Source organism: Burkholderia sp. WSM2232, assembly GCF_000472545.1.
Lineage (GTDB): Bacteria > Pseudomonadota > Gammaproteobacteria > Burkholderiales > Burkholderiaceae > Paraburkholderia.
In genome coordinates, this window is sequence record NZ_AWZV01000032.1 from 19,360 (window position 1) to 36,189 (window position 16,830).

At 65.2% G+C, this 16,830-nt stretch carries 16 protein-coding genes; 11 read left to right on the forward strand and 5 right to left on the reverse strand.

What is annotated here, in order from left to right; all coding sequences use genetic code 11:
- Positions 1 to 277: 277 nt before the first annotated feature.
- The 3 genes from F757_RS0124900 to F757_RS0124910 form a co-directional block, all read right to left on the reverse strand.
- A complete protein-coding gene (locus tag F757_RS0124900; RefSeq protein WP_027213753.1) occupies positions 278 to 2,011 on the reverse strand; it encodes a ClcB-like voltage-gated chloride channel protein in 1,734 nt (577 codons plus the stop codon).
- Positions 2,012 to 2,123: 112 nt separating this feature from the next.
- Positions 2,124 to 2,861 (reverse strand): glutathione S-transferase, encoded by a 738-nt coding sequence (locus F757_RS0124905; RefSeq protein ID WP_027213754.1) that lies wholly within the window; start codon positions 2,859 to 2,861, stop codon positions 2,124 to 2,126.
- A gap of 300 nt (positions 2,862 to 3,161) precedes the next feature.
- Entirely contained in the window at positions 3,162 to 4,259 is a 1,098-nt protein-coding gene (locus F757_RS0124910) for a YeiH family protein (protein WP_027213755.1), read from the reverse strand.
- A gap of 117 nt (positions 4,260 to 4,376) precedes the next feature.
- On the opposite strand from F757_RS0124910, the gene F757_RS0124915 reads away from it, so the two are divergent.
- From F757_RS0124915 to F757_RS0124950, 8 genes are all read left to right on the forward strand, one after another.
- Entirely contained in the window at positions 4,377 to 5,327 is a 951-nt protein-coding gene (locus F757_RS0124915) for a LysR family transcriptional regulator (RefSeq protein WP_027213756.1), read from the forward strand.
- A gap of 166 nt (positions 5,328 to 5,493) precedes the next feature.
- Entirely contained in the window at positions 5,494 to 6,267 is a 774-nt protein-coding gene (locus tag F757_RS0124920) for a sugar phosphate isomerase/epimerase family protein (RefSeq protein WP_027213757.1), read from the forward strand.
- Between the two features lie 67 nt (positions 6,268 to 6,334).
- Positions 6,335 to 7,318 carry a sugar kinase gene (locus tag F757_RS0124925; RefSeq protein WP_027213758.1) on the forward strand — a complete coding sequence of 328 codons (984 nt, stop codon included), beginning with the start codon at positions 6,335 to 6,337 and terminating at the stop codon, positions 7,316 to 7,318.
- A gap of 174 nt (positions 7,319 to 7,492) precedes the next feature.
- Positions 7,493 to 8,782: an MFS transporter gene (locus tag F757_RS0124930; RefSeq protein WP_027213759.1), complete on the forward strand. Its 1,290-nt coding sequence runs from the start codon at positions 7,493 to 7,495 to the stop codon at positions 8,780 to 8,782.
- Positions 8,783 to 8,786: 4 nt separating this feature from the next.
- On the forward strand, positions 8,787 to 9,752 hold the full coding sequence (locus F757_RS0124935) for a 2-hydroxyacid dehydrogenase (protein ID WP_027213760.1): 966 nt from the start codon (positions 8,787 to 8,789) through the stop codon (positions 9,750 to 9,752).
- 72 nt (positions 9,753 to 9,824) lie between these two features.
- A complete protein-coding gene (locus F757_RS36675; protein ID WP_027213761.1) occupies positions 9,825 to 11,090 on the forward strand; it encodes a LacI family DNA-binding transcriptional regulator in 1,266 nt (421 codons plus the stop codon).
- Positions 11,091 to 11,283: 193 nt separating this feature from the next.
- Positions 11,284 to 12,156: a YhfC family intramembrane metalloprotease gene (locus tag F757_RS0124945; protein WP_027213762.1), complete on the forward strand. Its 873-nt coding sequence runs from the start codon at positions 11,284 to 11,286 to the stop codon at positions 12,154 to 12,156.
- Positions 12,157 to 12,231: 75 nt separating this feature from the next.
- Positions 12,232 to 12,597, forward strand: coding sequence for a DUF3022 domain-containing protein (locus tag F757_RS0124950; protein ID WP_027213763.1), 366 nt, complete (start codon positions 12,232 to 12,234; stop codon positions 12,595 to 12,597).
- Positions 12,598 to 12,604: 7 nt separating this feature from the next.
- Here F757_RS0124950 and F757_RS0124955 read toward each other — a convergent pair whose 3' ends face one another.
- Together F757_RS0124955 and F757_RS0124960 are read right to left on the reverse strand one after the other, a co-directional pair.
- A complete protein-coding gene (locus F757_RS0124955; protein ID WP_027213764.1) occupies positions 12,605 to 13,042 on the reverse strand; it encodes a PGDYG domain-containing protein in 438 nt (145 codons plus the stop codon).
- 258 nt (positions 13,043 to 13,300) lie between these two features.
- A complete protein-coding gene (locus tag F757_RS0124960) occupies positions 13,301 to 13,831 on the reverse strand; it encodes a Spy/CpxP family protein refolding chaperone (protein ID WP_027213765.1) in 531 nt (176 codons plus the stop codon).
- 208 nt (positions 13,832 to 14,039) lie between these two features.
- Between F757_RS0124960 and F757_RS0124965 the strand changes: the two genes are divergently transcribed.
- The 3 genes from F757_RS0124965 (at position 14,040) to F757_RS0124975 (ending at position 16,822) form a co-directional block, all read left to right on the forward strand.
- Positions 14,040 to 14,924 carry a LysR family transcriptional regulator gene (locus F757_RS0124965; RefSeq protein WP_027213766.1) on the forward strand — a complete coding sequence of 295 codons (885 nt, stop codon included), beginning with the start codon at positions 14,040 to 14,042 and terminating at the stop codon, positions 14,922 to 14,924.
- A 72-nt stretch (positions 14,925 to 14,996) separates the two neighbouring features.
- Complete coding sequence (locus tag F757_RS0124970; RefSeq protein WP_027213767.1) at positions 14,997 to 15,455, forward strand: Lrp/AsnC family transcriptional regulator; 459 nt, start codon at positions 14,997 to 14,999, stop codon at positions 15,453 to 15,455.
- A gap of 260 nt (positions 15,456 to 15,715) precedes the next feature.
- Positions 15,716 to 16,822 carry a saccharopine dehydrogenase family protein gene (locus F757_RS0124975; RefSeq protein WP_027213768.1) on the forward strand — a complete coding sequence of 369 codons (1,107 nt, stop codon included), beginning with the start codon at positions 15,716 to 15,718 and terminating at the stop codon, positions 16,820 to 16,822.
- The last annotated feature ends 8 nt before the right edge of the window (positions 16,823 to 16,830 follow it).

Genomic DNA, 16,830 nt, shown 5'->3' on the forward strand with positions numbered 1-16,830 from the left:
AAGCCGCGCCGCGAGCGGGCCGCCGCAGCGTCGTTTCATTGTAGAGACTTTGCGCTTCTTTGCGCGGCTCTGCGCGGGCTCTGCGCGGCTTGGCGCGGCTTGGCGCGAGCGCGCCGGACGCGCCGCGGGGCCGCCGGGAGCGCCGGGAGCGCCGGGCCAATGGGTCGCCGAGCCACTGGGTCGCCGGGCCACTGGGTCGCCGGGCCACTGGGCCACTGGGCCACTGGGCCACTGGGTCGCCGGAGCGCCGGGCCGCCGAAGCGGCACAAGACCCCTGTCAGCGCGTCGGATTCATGCGGAAATACGCGTCCAGCAGCGACGTCTTATAGACCACGCCCGCAAGCCGCGGATGGGCGGCGCTTTCGACCACCGGCAGGCGCTCGCCCTGAAATGCCATGAAGCGCTGCAGCGCGACGCCAAGCGGCATGTCGGGCGTGAGCACATCGAAATGCGGCTGCAGATAGTCCGCAGCGGTTCGCGTCGAGGTGTCGCGTTTATCGAGCAGATCGGACGTGATGTCCTTGAGCGCGACCACACCGAGAAACGCGCCGGACTCGTTGGCCACATACAGATACTTCACCGGATATTCGAGGAACACGCGCGTCATGTCGTGCACGGTTGCATTAGGCGGCACCACGGTTTGGGCCGGTCGGATCAGCTCGCGCATCTGCGTGGCGCGCAGTCGCGTGCGTTCGAGCTCCTCCTCGTTGCGGCGTAGCGTGATCTCGTACATCGACGTTTTGCCGATCGCGCGCGCCACGAAGTATGCGACCACGCACGACAGCATCAGCGGCAGCACCACCTGGTAGCTCAGCGTCATCTCGAAGATCATCAAAATTGCCATGAGCGGCGCTTGCGTGGCGCCCGCCAGAAATGCGCCCATGCCGACCATCGCATACGCGAACGGCGCCGAGGTGCCGTGCGGCCACAGCGCGTGCATGCCCTGGCCGAACAGCGAGCCGACCACCGCGCCGACAAAGAGCGTCGGTGTGAACACGCCGCCCACGGCGCCCGAACCCGCGGTCGCCGCGGTGGCCATCAGCTTGAACACCAGCACGACGACGAGCGCGGTCCACGTCCACGGCGAATGCAGGATGGAGTTGACCACGCTGTAGCCGTTGCCCCACACCTCGGGGGCCCAGACCGACAGCACGCCGACCACCAGTCCGCCGAGCGCGAGCCGGGCCGGCAGTGGTATCCGCATTGAGCGAAACAGTGCCTTCGAGCCGTCGAGCAGCCGCAGGAATTGCGGCGCAGCCGCGCCGCACAGCAGGCCAAGCGCGACGAAGAGCAGCACCTCGATACCCGCCACCGGCGGGAACACCGGCATCTCGTACGGCGGCTTGTAGCCGGCGAACTCGCGCATCGTGATGTTCGCGACGACCGCTGCGACCAGCACGGGCCCGAAGCTTTCCATTGCGATGGAGCCGAGCACGATCTCCGTGACGAAAAACGCGCCCGCAATCGGCGCGTTGTACGCGGACGTGATACCGGCCGCCGCGCCGCATGCGACTAGCAGGCGCAGGCGCGGCGGATCGAAATGCACCCAGCGCCCGATGAGCGAGGCGGCCAGCGCGGCCAACTGCACCATCGGACCTTCGCGGCCAATCGAGCCGCCGCTTGCGATCGTGAACAGCGACGAGACGCTGCGCCACAGGCTCAGCTTGACGGGCACCACGCCGTCGCCGATCGCCACGGCTTCCATGTAGTCGACGTGATTGCATTTGTCCGCGTGACGCCGGGCGACCAGCAGCAGGAAGCCTGCGATCAGCCCACCGGCCGCCGGCAGCCAGATGCGTACCGTCCACGGCAGACCGCGCGCCATTTCGACGAAGCTACCGGAGTGACCGGAGACGGCAATTTGCAGCATCTCGATGCCCATGCGAAAGGCGATGGTCGCAAAAGCGCCGCCGACGCCCACCACCACCGACCACACCAGCATGGTGTGGGCGTCGGAGAGACGGAAAAGGTCTTGGGCGCGGGTGCGCAGCTTCAGCAGGAATGAAAGCACGTGGGCGGTACTGGGTGGCAGGAAAGGTTGAAGAACGCGCACGGCAACAGACGCGCGCCCGCTGGACGGGGCGGGCGCAGGGCCGGGCGGGGCCGGGAAACGACGGTGGCGGTCAAGCCGCCGCCTTGTCGAGTTCGGGGTAGTGCCTGAAGATGCACGCCTCGTTGTGTTCGATGCGGCGCTCCGACTGCAGATAGGCGGCGATATTGGGTCGTTCCTGCACGGCGGCATGCAAGGCGGCGAGCCGCGGATAGTGCACGGCAAAGCGCTTGAGCGCGCGCGGAAAGGCGTAAAGCAGTCCGTCGATCAGCTGGAACATGGAGAGGTCGACGTAAGTGAGCGAGTCGCCCACCATGTATTTGTCGCCGGCGGGGTTCTGCTCCAGCACGCGCTCGAAATACTTCATGAACTTCGGAATGCGGTTGTCGATGAAGTCGTGCGCGCGGGCTTTCGCGGCGTCTTTCTGGTCTTCGTAATAGAGGCTCGTTGCAAGTGGATGATGCGTGTCGTGCGCCTCGGTCACCACGTCGGCGATGGTCAGTTGCAGGCCGTTTGCCACATAACGCAGGCTTTCCACGGACGGGGCGAGGTTCAGCCGCGGTCCCAGATAAAACAGAATGTTCGCGGTCTGGGAGATCACCAGATCGCCGTCTTTCAGAAACGGCGGGGCGAAGGGTGGATAAGGCTCGTCGCGGCTTTTCATTACAGCCATCATCGCGTCGGTGCCGAGCCCTTTGGACGGCTCGCCGCGCGCCACTTCGACGTAGTCCGCGCCGGCTTCCTCAAGCGCCAGCCTCACGAATTCGCCACGGCCTTGCAGACCGTCCCAATAGTAAAGTTGCAGGCTCATCGATCTGTCCTCATTCGGGTTGCAGGAACGCTGTGCCGAACGCGTGCGCTCCTTGGGCGGTGCGGGGTCGTTGCAGGGCGGCGCCGTCCGTGCTGTTCGTACCGCGCGTGTCGTATGTGTCGCACGTGCCGCACCTGCTGCTGAGCTCGCAATGTCGCCGAGGTTGCCCATGCCGCAGGTGGCCGCCAGCGCCTGTCGCGTTCTTCGCACGCCAGCCAGTATGCCGCGCGGCGGCGCCGAACGCTTTTGCAAACGCAAGAAACCCCGCACGCGGCGGGGTGTGTTCGAGCGAAGAGCGGTTTAGCCGAACAGGCGCTGGACAGCCCATGTAATACCTAGTCCGCCCGCGATCAGCCATACATACAGAATCAGGCCGGTGGTGAGCGCCCGCGGACCTGCCTCACGAATCTGCGAAATGCGTGTTTCGATGCCGAGCGCGGTCATGGCCATCGTCAACGCGAAGGTGTCCAGCGTGTTGAGCGTGGCGGTGGCGGATTGCGGCAGCATGTGCAGCGAATTGATTGCCACGCAAGCGAGGAAGCCGAGCGCGAACCAGGGAACCGCGAGTTTGCCGCTGCGATGCTGATGACCCGAAGCGCCTGCGTGCGAGTTCGCGGAAGATGCGTGGCGGCGCGCGGTGCGGTTGACCCACAGCCCGACTGCGAGCAGCACCGGCACAAGCAGCATGACGCGAGTCATCTTGACGATGGTGGCGATATGCGTGGCCTCCGGGCTCAGGTTGCTCGCCGCGCCGACCACTTGCGCCACCTCGTGAATCGTGCCGCCGAAGAAGAGGCCGGCGCCGACTGTGTCCAGATGCAGCCAGCCCGCGTTGAACAGCACCGGATACAGGAACATGGAAAGCGTGCCGAACAGCACGACGCTGCCGACGGCCATCGCGCTCTTGTGCGGCTTCGATTGCAAAGCCGACTCGAAGGCGAGTACCGCCGCGGCGCCGCAGATAGCGCTGCCCGCTGCCGTGAGGAGTGCCGTGTCGCGGTCGAGCTTCATGATCTTCATGCCGGCCCACGTGCCGATTACAAGCGTGCTCACGACCACCAGCACCGACTCGGCGAGGCCCGGCAAACCGACCTGGGCGATTTCCTGGACACTCACGCGCAGCCCGAAAAAGGCCACGGCAATGCGCAACAGCTTGCGCGCCGAAAAGTTGACGCCGGCCGCCCAGCTTGCCGGCATGCCGTCGCGCAGCGCGTTGCCGTACAGCGCGCCTGCCACGATGCCGACAATCAGCGGGCTCAGGCCGAACCCGGCGATGGCGGGAATGTTTGCGATGTGGGTGACGGCGGCGGCGAAGAGCGCGACGAACAGGATGCCGTTTAACTGGCCGCGCGCGGACGATGCTTCGGCAGGGGTGGCGGTGACGTGGGCGGTGGTCATGGTGGCAGCCTTCGTGGACTGACTGGATTCGATGGGTCTAATCCTAAGTTAGATATATGAATATGAAAAATCGTGATTTAGAATGAAAAGTATCTGTAAATCCGATATTTGAGTTCTATGACCCCGGACCAGCTTATAACCTTTGCCGCCGTAGCCGAGCATTTGAATATCAGCCGAGCAGCGGTCGCGTTGCACTTGTCGCAGCCGGCGGTATCTGGCCAGCTGCGCCAGCTTCAGGATGAATTCGGCGAGCCGCTTTATCAGCGCGACGGTCGCGGCGTGCGCCTGACGGCGGCGGGCGAGCAACTGGCGCAATATGCCGCGCGGCTGCGCGACACGTGGCGCCAGGCGCACGCGTACCGCGATGCGCTGCGCGGCCTGGAGCAGGGCACGTTGCGGATCGGCGCGACGACCACGCCGGCCAGTTACCTGCTGCCTTACCTGCTCGCGGATTTTCATCGGCGTTATCCGGAAGTGGCGCTGCATACCGTCGACGGCAATACGACCGACATCATTGGCGCGCTGGGTTCGGTCGACATCGCGCTGATAGAGGGGCCGGTAGGCACGGATTTGCCGCCTGACACCGCTGTGCACGCCTGGCACGAGGATGAAATCGTGGCGATCATGCCGCGCGCGCATCGGCTCGCGGGCGGTGGGGGCGCGGAGGGCTCGCAAGAAGCCCAACACCCGCAAGACCCCCCGAGCCCGCACGGCGTCGCAGGCTCGCGGCTCGATCTGGCGCAGCTCGGCGCCGAGCCGCTGATCGTGCGCGAAGCCGGCTCGGGCGTGCGGCAGATTGTCGAGCGTGCGTTCGCCCGCGCGGGCGTGCCGATGCGCGTAGCGCTGGAGATTGCCGGCGTGGAGGGCGTCAAGGAGGCGGTGCGGGCGGGTATGGGCATCGGCTTCGTGTCGGCGATGTCGATGCGCCATGAAAACGGCGCACTGCGCGTTTTTTCGCTGAGCCCCCAGCCGCTGACGCGCCGGCTCTCCATTGTGGTGCCGCACGCGAGCGCGCCCTCACGCGCGGTCCAGCAGTTCCTGGCGCTTTGTGTTGCCAATGGTAGGTAGGCTTGCCGACCCACGCGCGGCCCTGACAATTGATCGCCTGGGGATTTCCACTATGGCGCCGGTCCCGGACGCCGGCGCACTATTCAGCCATCGTAGCGCTTCGGCGCTTTTTTAAAACCCGCTTTTGGAACCGGTTCCAAAAGCCTGGATCATCGAACTTAGGCCAATGTCGAAGGCAGTGGAAATAGCAATCGTCGCCAGTGCATTCGGTGCCGACGCGGTGCGCGCTTCGGGTCATCGAAAGTGGGCAGAAGCGAGCCGCCGCGCCGGAGCCGCCGGTTTCGAAGTGCGCCGGGAGTTGTTCTGTCACGAGGCCGATGCCGCACCGGATCGCCTCGCGGCGCTAGGCGAGCAGATTGCGCAACTGGGTTTATGGTCGGTGTACTCGAGCCCAGCGTCGCTCTACGCAGACGACGGCCAGCTCGATGGCCCCGCGCTGCGCCGCGCATTGGACGAAGCCGCCGCACTCGGCGCGCGCTTCGTCAAGCTGCAACTCGGCGGATTTGTCCGCGAAGCGCATGGCGATGCGATTGCCGCGCAGTTGCGAGGGGTCGAGGTCCGGCTCGTCGCCGAAAACGGTCAATTGACGCAAGGCGGCTCGCTGCGCCAGTTCGTCGACCTGTTCGCTGCTCTGGAAAACGAAGGTCACGCGGGCCTTATCGGCATGACGTTCGACGTCGGCAACTGGGCGTGGTGCGGCGTGCCGGCGCTTGACGCGGCCCTGGCGCTCGCGCCGTACGTCGAATACGTGCATTGCAAGAGCGCGGCGGGCGAGGGCGCACGTCGTTTTGCCGCTGCGCCCGCCGCCGACGACGCCCGCTTTGCCGCCGTTCTAAAGCAGTTGCCGCGCGATGTACCGCGCGGCATCGAGTTCCCGCTTGACGCCACGTGTATCGACGAAGACGCCACGCGGCGCGTCGCCTGGCTCGCCGCCGCATGAGCAGCGAGCCGCGTGCGACCGCAGGCCGGAAAAACAGACACAGCCGACGCATCATCAGGAGCAACGCATGAGCACCATAGCCGCAGCGCTGGACATCATCACCTACGGCGAAGCCATGGCCATGTTCGTGGCGGCCGAAACCGGCCCGCTCGCGCGCGTCGGCCAGTTCACCAAACGCATTGCGGGCGCCGACCTGAACGTCGCGATCGGCCTCGCCCGGCTCGGCTTCAAGGTGGGCTGGATGAGCCGCGTCGGCAACGATTCGTTCGGCCAGTACGTGCGCGACACGTTGATGCAGGAAGGCATCGACCAGCGCTGCGTCACGACCGACGAGCGCCATCCAACCGGCTTCCAGCTGAAGTCGAAGAACGACGACGGCAGTGATCCAGCCGTCGAATATTTCCGCCGCGGCTCGGCGGCGAGCCATCTGTCGGTCGCGGACTACGTGGCGGATTATGTGCTGCCGGCGCGTCATCTACATCTGACCGGCGTGGCCCCCGCAATCTCGGAAAGCTCGCGCGAACTTGCGTTCCATCTGGCACGCGAGATGCGCGCAGCCGGCAAGACGATCTCGTTCGATCCGAACCTGCGCCCGACGCTGTGGCCCTCGCGTGCCGCGATGGTGGAAGGTCTGAACGCGCTCGCCGCGCTGGCTGACTGGGTGCTGCCGGGCATCGGCGAGGGCGAGATTCTGACCGGCTACACGCAGCCCGAGGACATCGCCCGCTTTTATCTCGAACGGGGCGCGCGCGGCGTGATCGTCAAGCTCGGCGCCGCGGGCGCGTATTTTCGCAGCGCCGACGAGGCCGGCGTGATCGCCGGCCAGCCGGTCGAGAAAGTGGTCGATACGGTAGGCGCCGGCGACGGTTTCGCCGTCGGCGTGATCAGCGCGTTGCTGGAGGGCCGCACGCTGCCGCAGGCCGTCGCTCGCGGCAACCGCATCGGCGCGCTGGCCATTCAGGTGATCGGCGATTCGGAAGGATTGCCGAGCCGCGCCGAGCTCGATGCGCTGGAGCGCAGCGAGGCGGCGCGCATCGCGCACGCTGCGTGAGGCGCGCGTCGCCGGACTCATCGGCACACATTCAGGCAGGCAGTCCCGTGAAGCGCGACAGCGCCAACGCGGGGTCCGCGCCGAACCCGTATTCATAAGAGCAAGAGCGCCGCAAAGCGCCGCAGAAGCTCCGTTCATCATCGTTTCGGGAAGCCGTAAAAAGGAGACATTCCCATGTCATCATCTCTCGCGATTCGCCGCTGGTGGGCGATCATGCCGATCGTGTTCATCACGTACAGCCTTGCTTATCTCGACCGCGCCAACTACGGTTTCGCGGCCGCCGCCGGCATCAATCAGGATCTGGGCATCAGCAAGGGACTCTCGTCGCTGATCGGCGCGCTGTTCTTCCTCGGTTATTTCTTCTTCCAGATTCCGGGCGCCATCTATGCCGAGCGCCGCAGCGTCAAGAAGCTGGTGTTCTGGAGTCTCGTGCTGTGGGGCGGCTGCGCGGCGCTTACCGGCATGGTCAGCAATATTCCGTCGTTGATGGTGATCCGCTTCGTGCTCGGCGTGGTCGAAGCCGCGGTGATGCCGGCCATGCTGATCTTCATCAGCAACTGGTTCACGAAGAGCGAACGCTCGCGCGCCAACACGTTCCTGATTCTCGGCAATCCGGTGACGGTGCTGTGGATGTCGGTCGTGTCCGGCTATCTGGTGCATTCGTTCGGCTGGCGCAACATGTTCATCGCCGAAGGGCTGCCCGCTGTGCTGTGGGCCGTGTGCTGGTGGTTCATCGTGAAGGACAAGCCGCAGCAGGTGTCGTGGCTCACGCAACAGCAGAAAGACGCGCTCGCCGAAACGCTGCGCGCCGAGCAGGCTGCGATCAAACCGGTACGCAACTACGGCGAGGCGTTCCGCTCGTCGGCGGTAATCAAGCTGTGCGCGCAGTATTTCTGCTGGAGCATCGGCGTGTACGGTTTCGTGCTGTGGCTGCCGTCGATTCTGAAAAACGGCTCGACGCTCGGCATGGTCGAAACCGGCTGGCTCTCCGCGCTGCCGTATCTGGCCGCGACCATCGCGATGCTTGCGGCCTCGTGGGCATCGGATAAACTCAACCGCCGCAAAGCGTTTGTCTGGCCGTTCCTGCTGATCGGGGCGATTGCGTTCGCGGCCTCGTACGCGCTCGGCACCACGCACTTCTGGCTTTCGTATGCATCGCTCGTGATCGCGGGCGCCGCGATGTACGCACCGTACGGTCCGTTCTTCGCAATCGTGCCGGAGCTGCTGCCGAAAAACGTTGCCGGCGGCGCGATGGCCCTGATCAACAGCATGGGCGCGCTCGGTTCGTTCGTCGGCTCGTACGTGGTCGGCTATCTGAACGGCGCGACGGGAACACCGGCGGCCTCGTATGCGTTCATGAGCGTGGCGTTGATCGCCGCGGTCATCCTGACGCTGATCGTCAAGCCGCAACAGCAGGCCGCCCAGCCGAAGCACACGCTCGCTACACCGTTGCAAGGAAAATAAGCTGATGAAGAAAATTGTCGCCTGGAAGCCGCTGCCTGAGGACGTGCTCGCGTATCTGCAACGGCACGCAAAGGTCGTGCAGGTCGATCCCGCTCGCCACGATGCGTTCGTCGCCGCGTTGCGCGACGCGGACGGCGGCATCGGCGCGAGCGTGAAGATCACGCCGGCCATGCTGGAAGGCGCGACGCGGCTCAAGGCGCTCTCGACGATCTCCGTCGGCTTCGATCAGTTCGATGTCGCCGATCTCACGCGGCGCGGCATCGTGCTCGCGCATACGCCGGACGTGCTGACCGAATCCACCGCGGACACCGTGTTCTCGCTGATCCTCGCTTGCGCGCGCCGGGTGGTCGAACTCGCCGCGTGGGTGAAGGCGGGGCGCTGGCAGCACAGCATCGGCCCGGCGCAATTCGGCGTGGACGTGCAGGGCAAAACGCTCGGCATCGTCGGTCTCGGGCGCATTGGCGGCGCGGTGGCGCGGCGCGCGGCGCTCGGTTTCAACATGAAGGTGCTTTACACGAACCGCAGCGTGAATCCGCAGGCAGAAGCGGCTTATGGCGCGCGCCGCGTCGAATTGCAGGAGCTGCTTGGGACCGCTGACTTCGTCTGCCTGCAGGTGCCACTCACGTCGCAAACGCGGCACATGATCGGCGCAAAGGAACTCGCGTCGATGAAGAAAAGCGCAATCCTGATCAACGCGTCGCGCGGCGCGATCGTGGACGAAGAGGCACTCGTCGAGGCCCTCAGGAACGGCACGATTGGCGGCGCGGGTCTCGACGTGTTCGAGAAGGAACCGCTTGGCGCCGACTCGCCGCTCCTGCAGATGGCGAACGTCGTCGCGCTGCCGCACATTGGCTCCGCGACTCACGAGACGCGGTATGCGATGGCGCGCAACGCGGCGGAAAACCTGGTCGCCGCGCTGGCCGGCACGCTCACGACCAACGTCGTCAATCGCGAAGTGCTGCAGCGGTGAGGAGCATCGGGATGAAGCGCTTGTTCTCGGGCCTCGTCGATAGACATTGCGTCACGCCGGACGGCTGCCCCAATGAGTGACACGCCGACCTCGCAACGCACGCTTCGCCGCGCGACGATCACCGACGTCGCGCGCGAAGCCGGCACCGGCAAGACCAGCATCTCGCGCTATCTGAATGGCGAGATGAGCGTGTTGTCGCCCGAGTTGCGCGCGCGGATCGAAGCCGCGATCGAGCGGCTCGACTATCAGCCGAATCAGATGGCGCGTGGTTTGAAGCGCGGGCGCAACCGGCTGATCGGCATGCTGCTCGCCGACCTGACCAATCCCTACACAGTCGAAGTGCTGCAAGGCGTGGAGGCCGCATGCCAGGCGCTCGGCCTGATGCCGCTCATCTGCCACGCGGCAAACGAAGTCGAAATGGAGCGGCGCTATCTGCAACTGCTCACCACGTACCGCGTGGAAGGCGTGATCGTGAATGCGCTCGGCGTGCGTGAGGAGTCGCTGCGGCCGGTGGGCGGCGGCGGAATTCCGGCGGTGCTCGTCGACCGCTCCGTCGAAGGTCTCGTCGCCGATATCGTCGGGCTCGACAATCGCGCGGCGGCGGAGCTGGGCACGCGGCATCTGCTGGACGGCGGGTTTCGCGACATCTGGTTCGTCGTGCAGCCGTTCGAGCAGGTCAGCTCGCGGCGGCTGCGTGAGGCGGCCTTTCGCGACACGCTGCGGGCCCATGCGCATGAGCATGCACGCGCGGTGCAAGGCCATACACTCGTGCTAAATCTCGCGGATACCGTGCAGACAGAGCACAGTCTTGCGGAGCTGGATCGGGCGATCGACGCGCTTGGGGAGTTTGCTGCGCTTGCCCCTGTTGCCGCGCGTGAGTCGCTGGAGCGGCATGAGCCACACGAGCCACACGAGCCACATGAACCGCTTGGCCCGCTTGACGCTTTTAACCCGCTCCAGTCGCAGCAATCGCCTCTGCCGCTCAAGTCGCCTCCGCAGCTTGCCGCCGCGAATCGGCAGGCGAGCGCCGGCGGCAACGCTGCGCGCGTCGCGGTGTTCGCGGCGAACGCGCCGGTCGCTTTGCGGCTTGCGCTACATTTCAAGGCGCGTTACGGCGCCGCCTGGCAGACGCGCGTCGCGCTTCTTTCCATCGACGACCCCGAGTGGGCCGAACTGACGGGCATCACGACGATCCGTCAGCCTACTTACGACATCGGCTATCGCGCGGTCGAGTTTCTGCACGAGCGCATCGAGGGCGTGCAGACCACCGCGCGCGATTGTCTGCTGCCGGGGGAGTTGATCGTTCGGGCGTCCACGGGCGGCAGCGCGAACGGGTGAGAGGCTGGCGGCCGAGCTCACCAGCTAGCCTATCCGCCTGCGTGTCATGCGCCCCACAAAGCGTGCTGCCGCGCTTCAATGCCAACCCGGCCCTCTTGCATCCGCGCGAGCTTCGGCGCCCGTTTCACGCCAATCTGCGATCATGCGGGCTGCGGCGCGCAGCGGTTGTGCGCCGGTCATCGCAAGGAAACACATGGTCGTTGCACCGCTTACCCTGTCGAGCCTCGTACTCGCGACGCTTGGCGTCGCCGCTTTGCCTTTTCTCATTTACCGACGTCTGCGCCGGCCTCTCGCGCTGGAGCCGCGCGCCGCGATTGCCGGCATCGCCGTGTTCGCGCTGTTCGCGATGGTCATCGAGCGGGCGCTCAACGACTTCGCGCTGCATCGGAACGAGGCGACGGCAAGCCTGCTGTCGCATCCGCTCGCTTTTGTCGTGTATGGCGCGCTGGCCGCGGGCATCTGTGAAGAAGTGGGCCGCTTTATCGGCATGCGCCTCTTGATCAAGCGCGCGGCGGCAAGGGCCGCGGTAGCTGCTCAGGCGGGTACAACGGCAAAAGCCGCTTCGGTCGACCAGATTCCGCGCACGGACGACGGGACCGCGCTCGCCTACGGCCTCGGTCATGGCGGCGCAGAGGCGTGGTTCGTCGGCGTGCTGGTGCAGATTCAATGGATTCTGTTCGCGGTGTTCGAAAACCGCGGCGAGCTCGACAGCTATCTGAGCAATCTGCCGGGCGAATCCGTCATGCGCATTCATTTGATACTCGCGAGCCTCACGCCGCAGACGGCCGGCATTTTCGCGCTTGAACGGGTAGCCGCGTTCGTCTTTCAGATCGGTTTATCGGTGCTGATGTGGCGCGGCTTGAGGGCCGGCTGGCGCGCCATCCTGCCGCTCGCCATCGCACTGCATGCGCTCGTGGACGTGCCCGCAGCGCTCTTCCAGGCGCAGCTGGTGCCGCTCGCGGCAGTCGACGCGGTGTATGCGCTCGCAGCGGTCGTGGTGGCGGGGCTGCTTTTCAGATCGTTTCGACATGCCGGCGCGCAAAGCATGACGCGACTGCCGCGGTAGGCGGAGCCGCTGCCTGCATCGATTGCTCTACAATCGGCGGCTTGCCACCGCATGCCTATAACTTTCGGCACATTCATGGAAGCTTACCAATACGACTGCGCGAGTCCCGAGTTCGAGGAACTGGCGCGCGTCATCAGCGATCTCTTTCCCGAGCAGACGCAGTTTATCCAGCGTCCGGCCGAAGACGGCACGCCCACGCTCGCCATTCACTGGGTGGCCATGCGCTTCGGCGCGACGGCGCGACGCATCGTCATGACGGTGGAGATCGCGCCGGCGGCACTCGCGCGCTACCGTGCGTTGCCCGCGCGGCTGCGTGGCCGCAGCTTCGCAGTGCTGCGCGCGTATGTGGAGGCGAGCATCGGCTCGCTCGAGGAACAGTATGCGAACGGCGAAACGGTGCCGCGCGAAGTCACCGTGGATCTCGGCGACGAATTCGCATAACGGCGTTTCAGTCTGCGAACCGGTAGACCTTGGCGAAGCGGTCGGCCTGCACGACGCCATAATCGCCCGGCGCGTACTGCATGATCCAGTCGCCGGCTGCGCCGCGCAGCACATCGCCGCCGTCGGCCGAACGCGCCAGAGAGAACGCCTCGTGCATCTGTTTCGCGAGCACGACAGCGGGTCGGTTGCGATAGGCACCGGGCTCGCCATGCGCGAGCGCGGCGTCGGCGGGGACGTATTTGGCGTCGAAGCGTGCGCGCGATACGACCCAACGGTCGCCGGTCGAGCCGGTGATCAGCGCGTCGCCCGGCATGTACCGGTTCGGGCCTTCCAGGCTCATCAATTCGCCTTGCGTGGCGGCAAATTCGACGGTGACCGTTTCGTCTTTGACGACGCGCCGGGCGGCGGCGTCGTGGCTCAGGTCGAGGTTCGTCAGGTCGTTCATGAAGCGGCAGATGATATGTGTCAACGTGGGTAGGCCGCGGCATCGTGACGTGGCGTCATCGATCGCGGACCCGCATCATGCCAGAATCGTCTTACGGCGCGCTTCATTCCGAATGCGATGCAAGCCAATATGCGGTGCGCTCGGCTAATAAACCGTGGTGAGCGCACCGACACCGCGCGGCACCGCTTCGTCGCGCCGAATTCGTAGCGCCGAATTCATAGCGCGAGAATCCGCGCGACCCTTGCGACCGAGAAGCCTTTACGGCTTCACCGTCGCATCGCTTGCCGGGGCCGGCGCGGTCTTGCCGCTCTTGCCCTTGCCATGACGACCATGCCGGCCCTCAGGACCGCCCTCGTGACGGAACGTCGTATCGGCAAGCTTCTTCTGCTCCGGGGAGAAGCTGTTGTAAAGCGGATCGAATGCGTCCACCAGCTTCTTCATGCCGTCTGCATGTGCCTGGGCGATGGTTGCGTACTGCTTCATGTCGTCGAGTGCCGACACATTGGTCGCGGCGCGCCGCTCCTTGAACAGTTCGCCCATCGTCTGGCCGTTGCCGCGCATCACGTCGGCGAAGGCTTTCCATTGCGGCTCCTGCGCCGGCGTGATCTTCAGCTGCGAATGCAGATAGGCGATGCGGTCTTCGACATTGCGTTCGTGTCCGCCTTTCGCGGCGGGTGCGGCGGGTGCGGAGGCGGCTGCCACCGAAGGCGCTGCGGCCGGCGCCGAAGCTTGTGCGAATGCGCCGCTCATCGCGACTGCGGAGGCCAGCAAGACCAGTGCTTTTTTCATCGAAACTCCTGATGTCTGTTCGAATTGTGACGGACCGGAATAGGGCGTGTGGCGAGCGGCCCGCCTGCGCTGTGCCGGAACCTGCGCGGCCTCGCACTGATGACGGATCGCCCGGTCCTTGCCGTCGGCGCTATTAGTATCACGATATCCCTACAATGCGGCTCTGGTGCGACAAACGCTTACAACCGAAACGAACAGGAAATAGCGGGTGGATAAATTCGTCAGCATGGAGATTTTCGTGGCCGTGGTGGAGGCGGGCAGTCTGACCGCGGCGGCCGAACGTTTCGAGATTTCTTCGGCGATGGTCGGCAAGCACATACGGTCGCTGGAAGGCCGGCTTGGCACGCGCCTTCTCACGCGCACCACGCGCCGTCAAAGCCTGACGGAGATCGGCCGGCAGTACTACGAGCAATGCAGACGCATTCTTGCCGATGTGAAGGACGTCGAGTCGCTGGCCGAGGCGATGGCTGCCGCGCCGCGCGGCGTGCTGAAGGTGACGGTGCCGCTCACCTATGGCGTCGAAGTTTTTTCGCCGGCCATGATCGACTATCTAAGTGCGTGGCCCGAAGTCACGCTTGAGCTGGACCTTTCGAATCGCATAACAGACCTCGTTGAAGAAGGCTTCGACGCCGCGGTGCGCATCGGCCATCTGGCGGATTCGAGCTTTGTCGCGCGGCCGTTGAAGCCGTACCGCATGCGCGCCTGCGCGTCGCCGGCGTACCTCGCGCGCGCGGGCATTCCGCGCACTCCCGCGGATCTCGCGCATCACGAGTGTCTCGGTTTTTTGCATTGGGGCCGCGAGGGCACATGGCGGCTCGGAGGCGAAGGCGCTGCGCAAAACCCGTTGCGCGCCGGACGCTTTCGCGCGAACAACGGTCAGGCGCTCAAGGTTGCCGCGCTGCGCGGCTTCGGTCTTGTGCTGCAACCGGAGGCGCTGCTCGCACGCGAGATCGAGAGCGGAGAACTGGTCTCGGTGCTCGAAGAGCATCTGCCGCCAGGCGCGCCCGTGCATCTTGTCTATCCGCGGGACCGGCGCGCCACGCCCAAGCTGACCAGCTTCATCGACTTCGTGATGGAGCGCTTCGGCGCGTGAACGGCGCGACCCCGCCGCGCGGCGCGAGAAGGCGCGATAATCCGCACCACTGCGACCACTTCTTTTCTTCGAATGAGACCTCCGCGCCTCGACCAACTCGACGACCTCGACCGCAACCTGGTGGCACTGCTTCAGGCCAATGCGCGCGAGAGCGTCGCCAATCTCGCCCGCCAGCTCGACGTGGCGCGTACTACCGTCATCGCCCGGATCGCGCGGCTCGAACGCAGCAACGTGATTGCGGGCTACAGCGTGCGGCTCGGCCAGGACGTGCTCGATTCGAGCATCTATGCGTATGTGGGCATCATCATCGCGCCCAAGCATGGGCCTGCGGTGCAAAAGCGCCTCGGCAGGATGCCCGAAGTGCAACTGTTGTGCGCGGTGAGCGGCGAGTTCGACTACGTCGCCTGGCTGCGTGCGGACTCGCCTGATCGTCTGAACGATCTGCTCGATCAGATTGGCGGCATGGAAGGCGTCGAGCGGACCACGACCTCGATCATTCTCGCGCGCAAGATCGACCGCGGCATGGTGTGAACGACGCCTCGCGTCAGTGCTGTTTTAACGCGCTTTCGTCGCTTTGTCTGCCAGACTCGTCAAAACGTCGAATCTCGTGGTCATTGCGCAGCATGTTGTCCGTATCAACTGATTTTGCTTCTCCCTAGACTGTCGCTCAAGGGTTCAGCCCGCCGCGCGCCGCGCTTTCATCGCGGCGCACTTCAAGCTGGAGACAGCGCACGGAACCGAACCTGTCAGGGCGCTCAGGCGCTCAGTCGGGTCGACAAAAGGAGAAGAACATGAAAGTTGCCATTGTTGGCGCAGGTCTGATCGGTCACACCATTGCCCATATGCTGCGTGAAACCGGCGACTATGACGTCGTCGCGTTCGACCGCGATCAGCACGCGCTCGACAAACTCGCCGCACAGGGCATTCCGACGCATCGCGTGGATTCCGCCGACGCTGCCGCGCTGCGTGCCGCCATTCAGGGTTTCGATGCGCTCGTCAACGCGCTGCCGTACTACCTGGCCGTGAACGTGGCGGCCGCGGCGAAGGGCGCCGGCGTGCATTACTTCGACCTGACCGAGGACGTGCGCGCGACTCACGCGATCCGCGCGATTGCGGACGACGCCGAACACGCGTTCATGCCGCAGTGCGGTCTGGCGCCGGGGTTCATCGGCATTGCCGCGCACGAGCTTGCGAATCGCTTCACGGAAATTCGCGACGTCAAGATGCGGGTCGGCGCGCTCCCGCAGTTCCCGACCAACGCACTGAAGTACAACCTGACGTGGAGCGTGGACGGCCTCATCAACGAATACTGCCAGCCTTGCGAAGCGATCCGCGACAGCCGCACCCAGTGGGTGCAGCCGCTCGAAGGACTCGAGCATTTTTCGCTCGACGGCATCGAGTACGAAGCCTTCAACACGTCCGGCGGTCTGGGTACGTTGTGTGAGACGCTCTCGGGCCGCGTCGAGTCGCTCGATTACAAGTCGGTCCGCTATCCGGGCCATCGCAACCTGATGCAATTCCTGCTGGAAGACCTGCGCCTTGCGAGCGACCGCGACACCCTCAAGGGCATCATGCGCCGTTCGGTGCCGTCCACGGCCCAGGACGTGGTGCTCGTGTTCATCACCGTGAGCGGCATGCGCGATGGGCAACTGGTGCAGGAAGTGTTCACCCGCAAGATCTTCGCGAAGACAGTCTGCGGCGTGCCGATGAGCGCAATCCAGATCACTACGGCGGGCGCAATGTGCGCGGTGCTGGACCTGTTCCGCGAAAAGAAGCTGCCGCAGCGCGGCTTTGTGCGCCAGGAGCAGGTGTCGTTGCGCGAATTCCTCGGCAACCGTTTTGGTCAGCTTTATGAAGGTGAGACGCTGGAGGCGTTGCAAACGGTCGCGACGGTTTGACGAAGTCC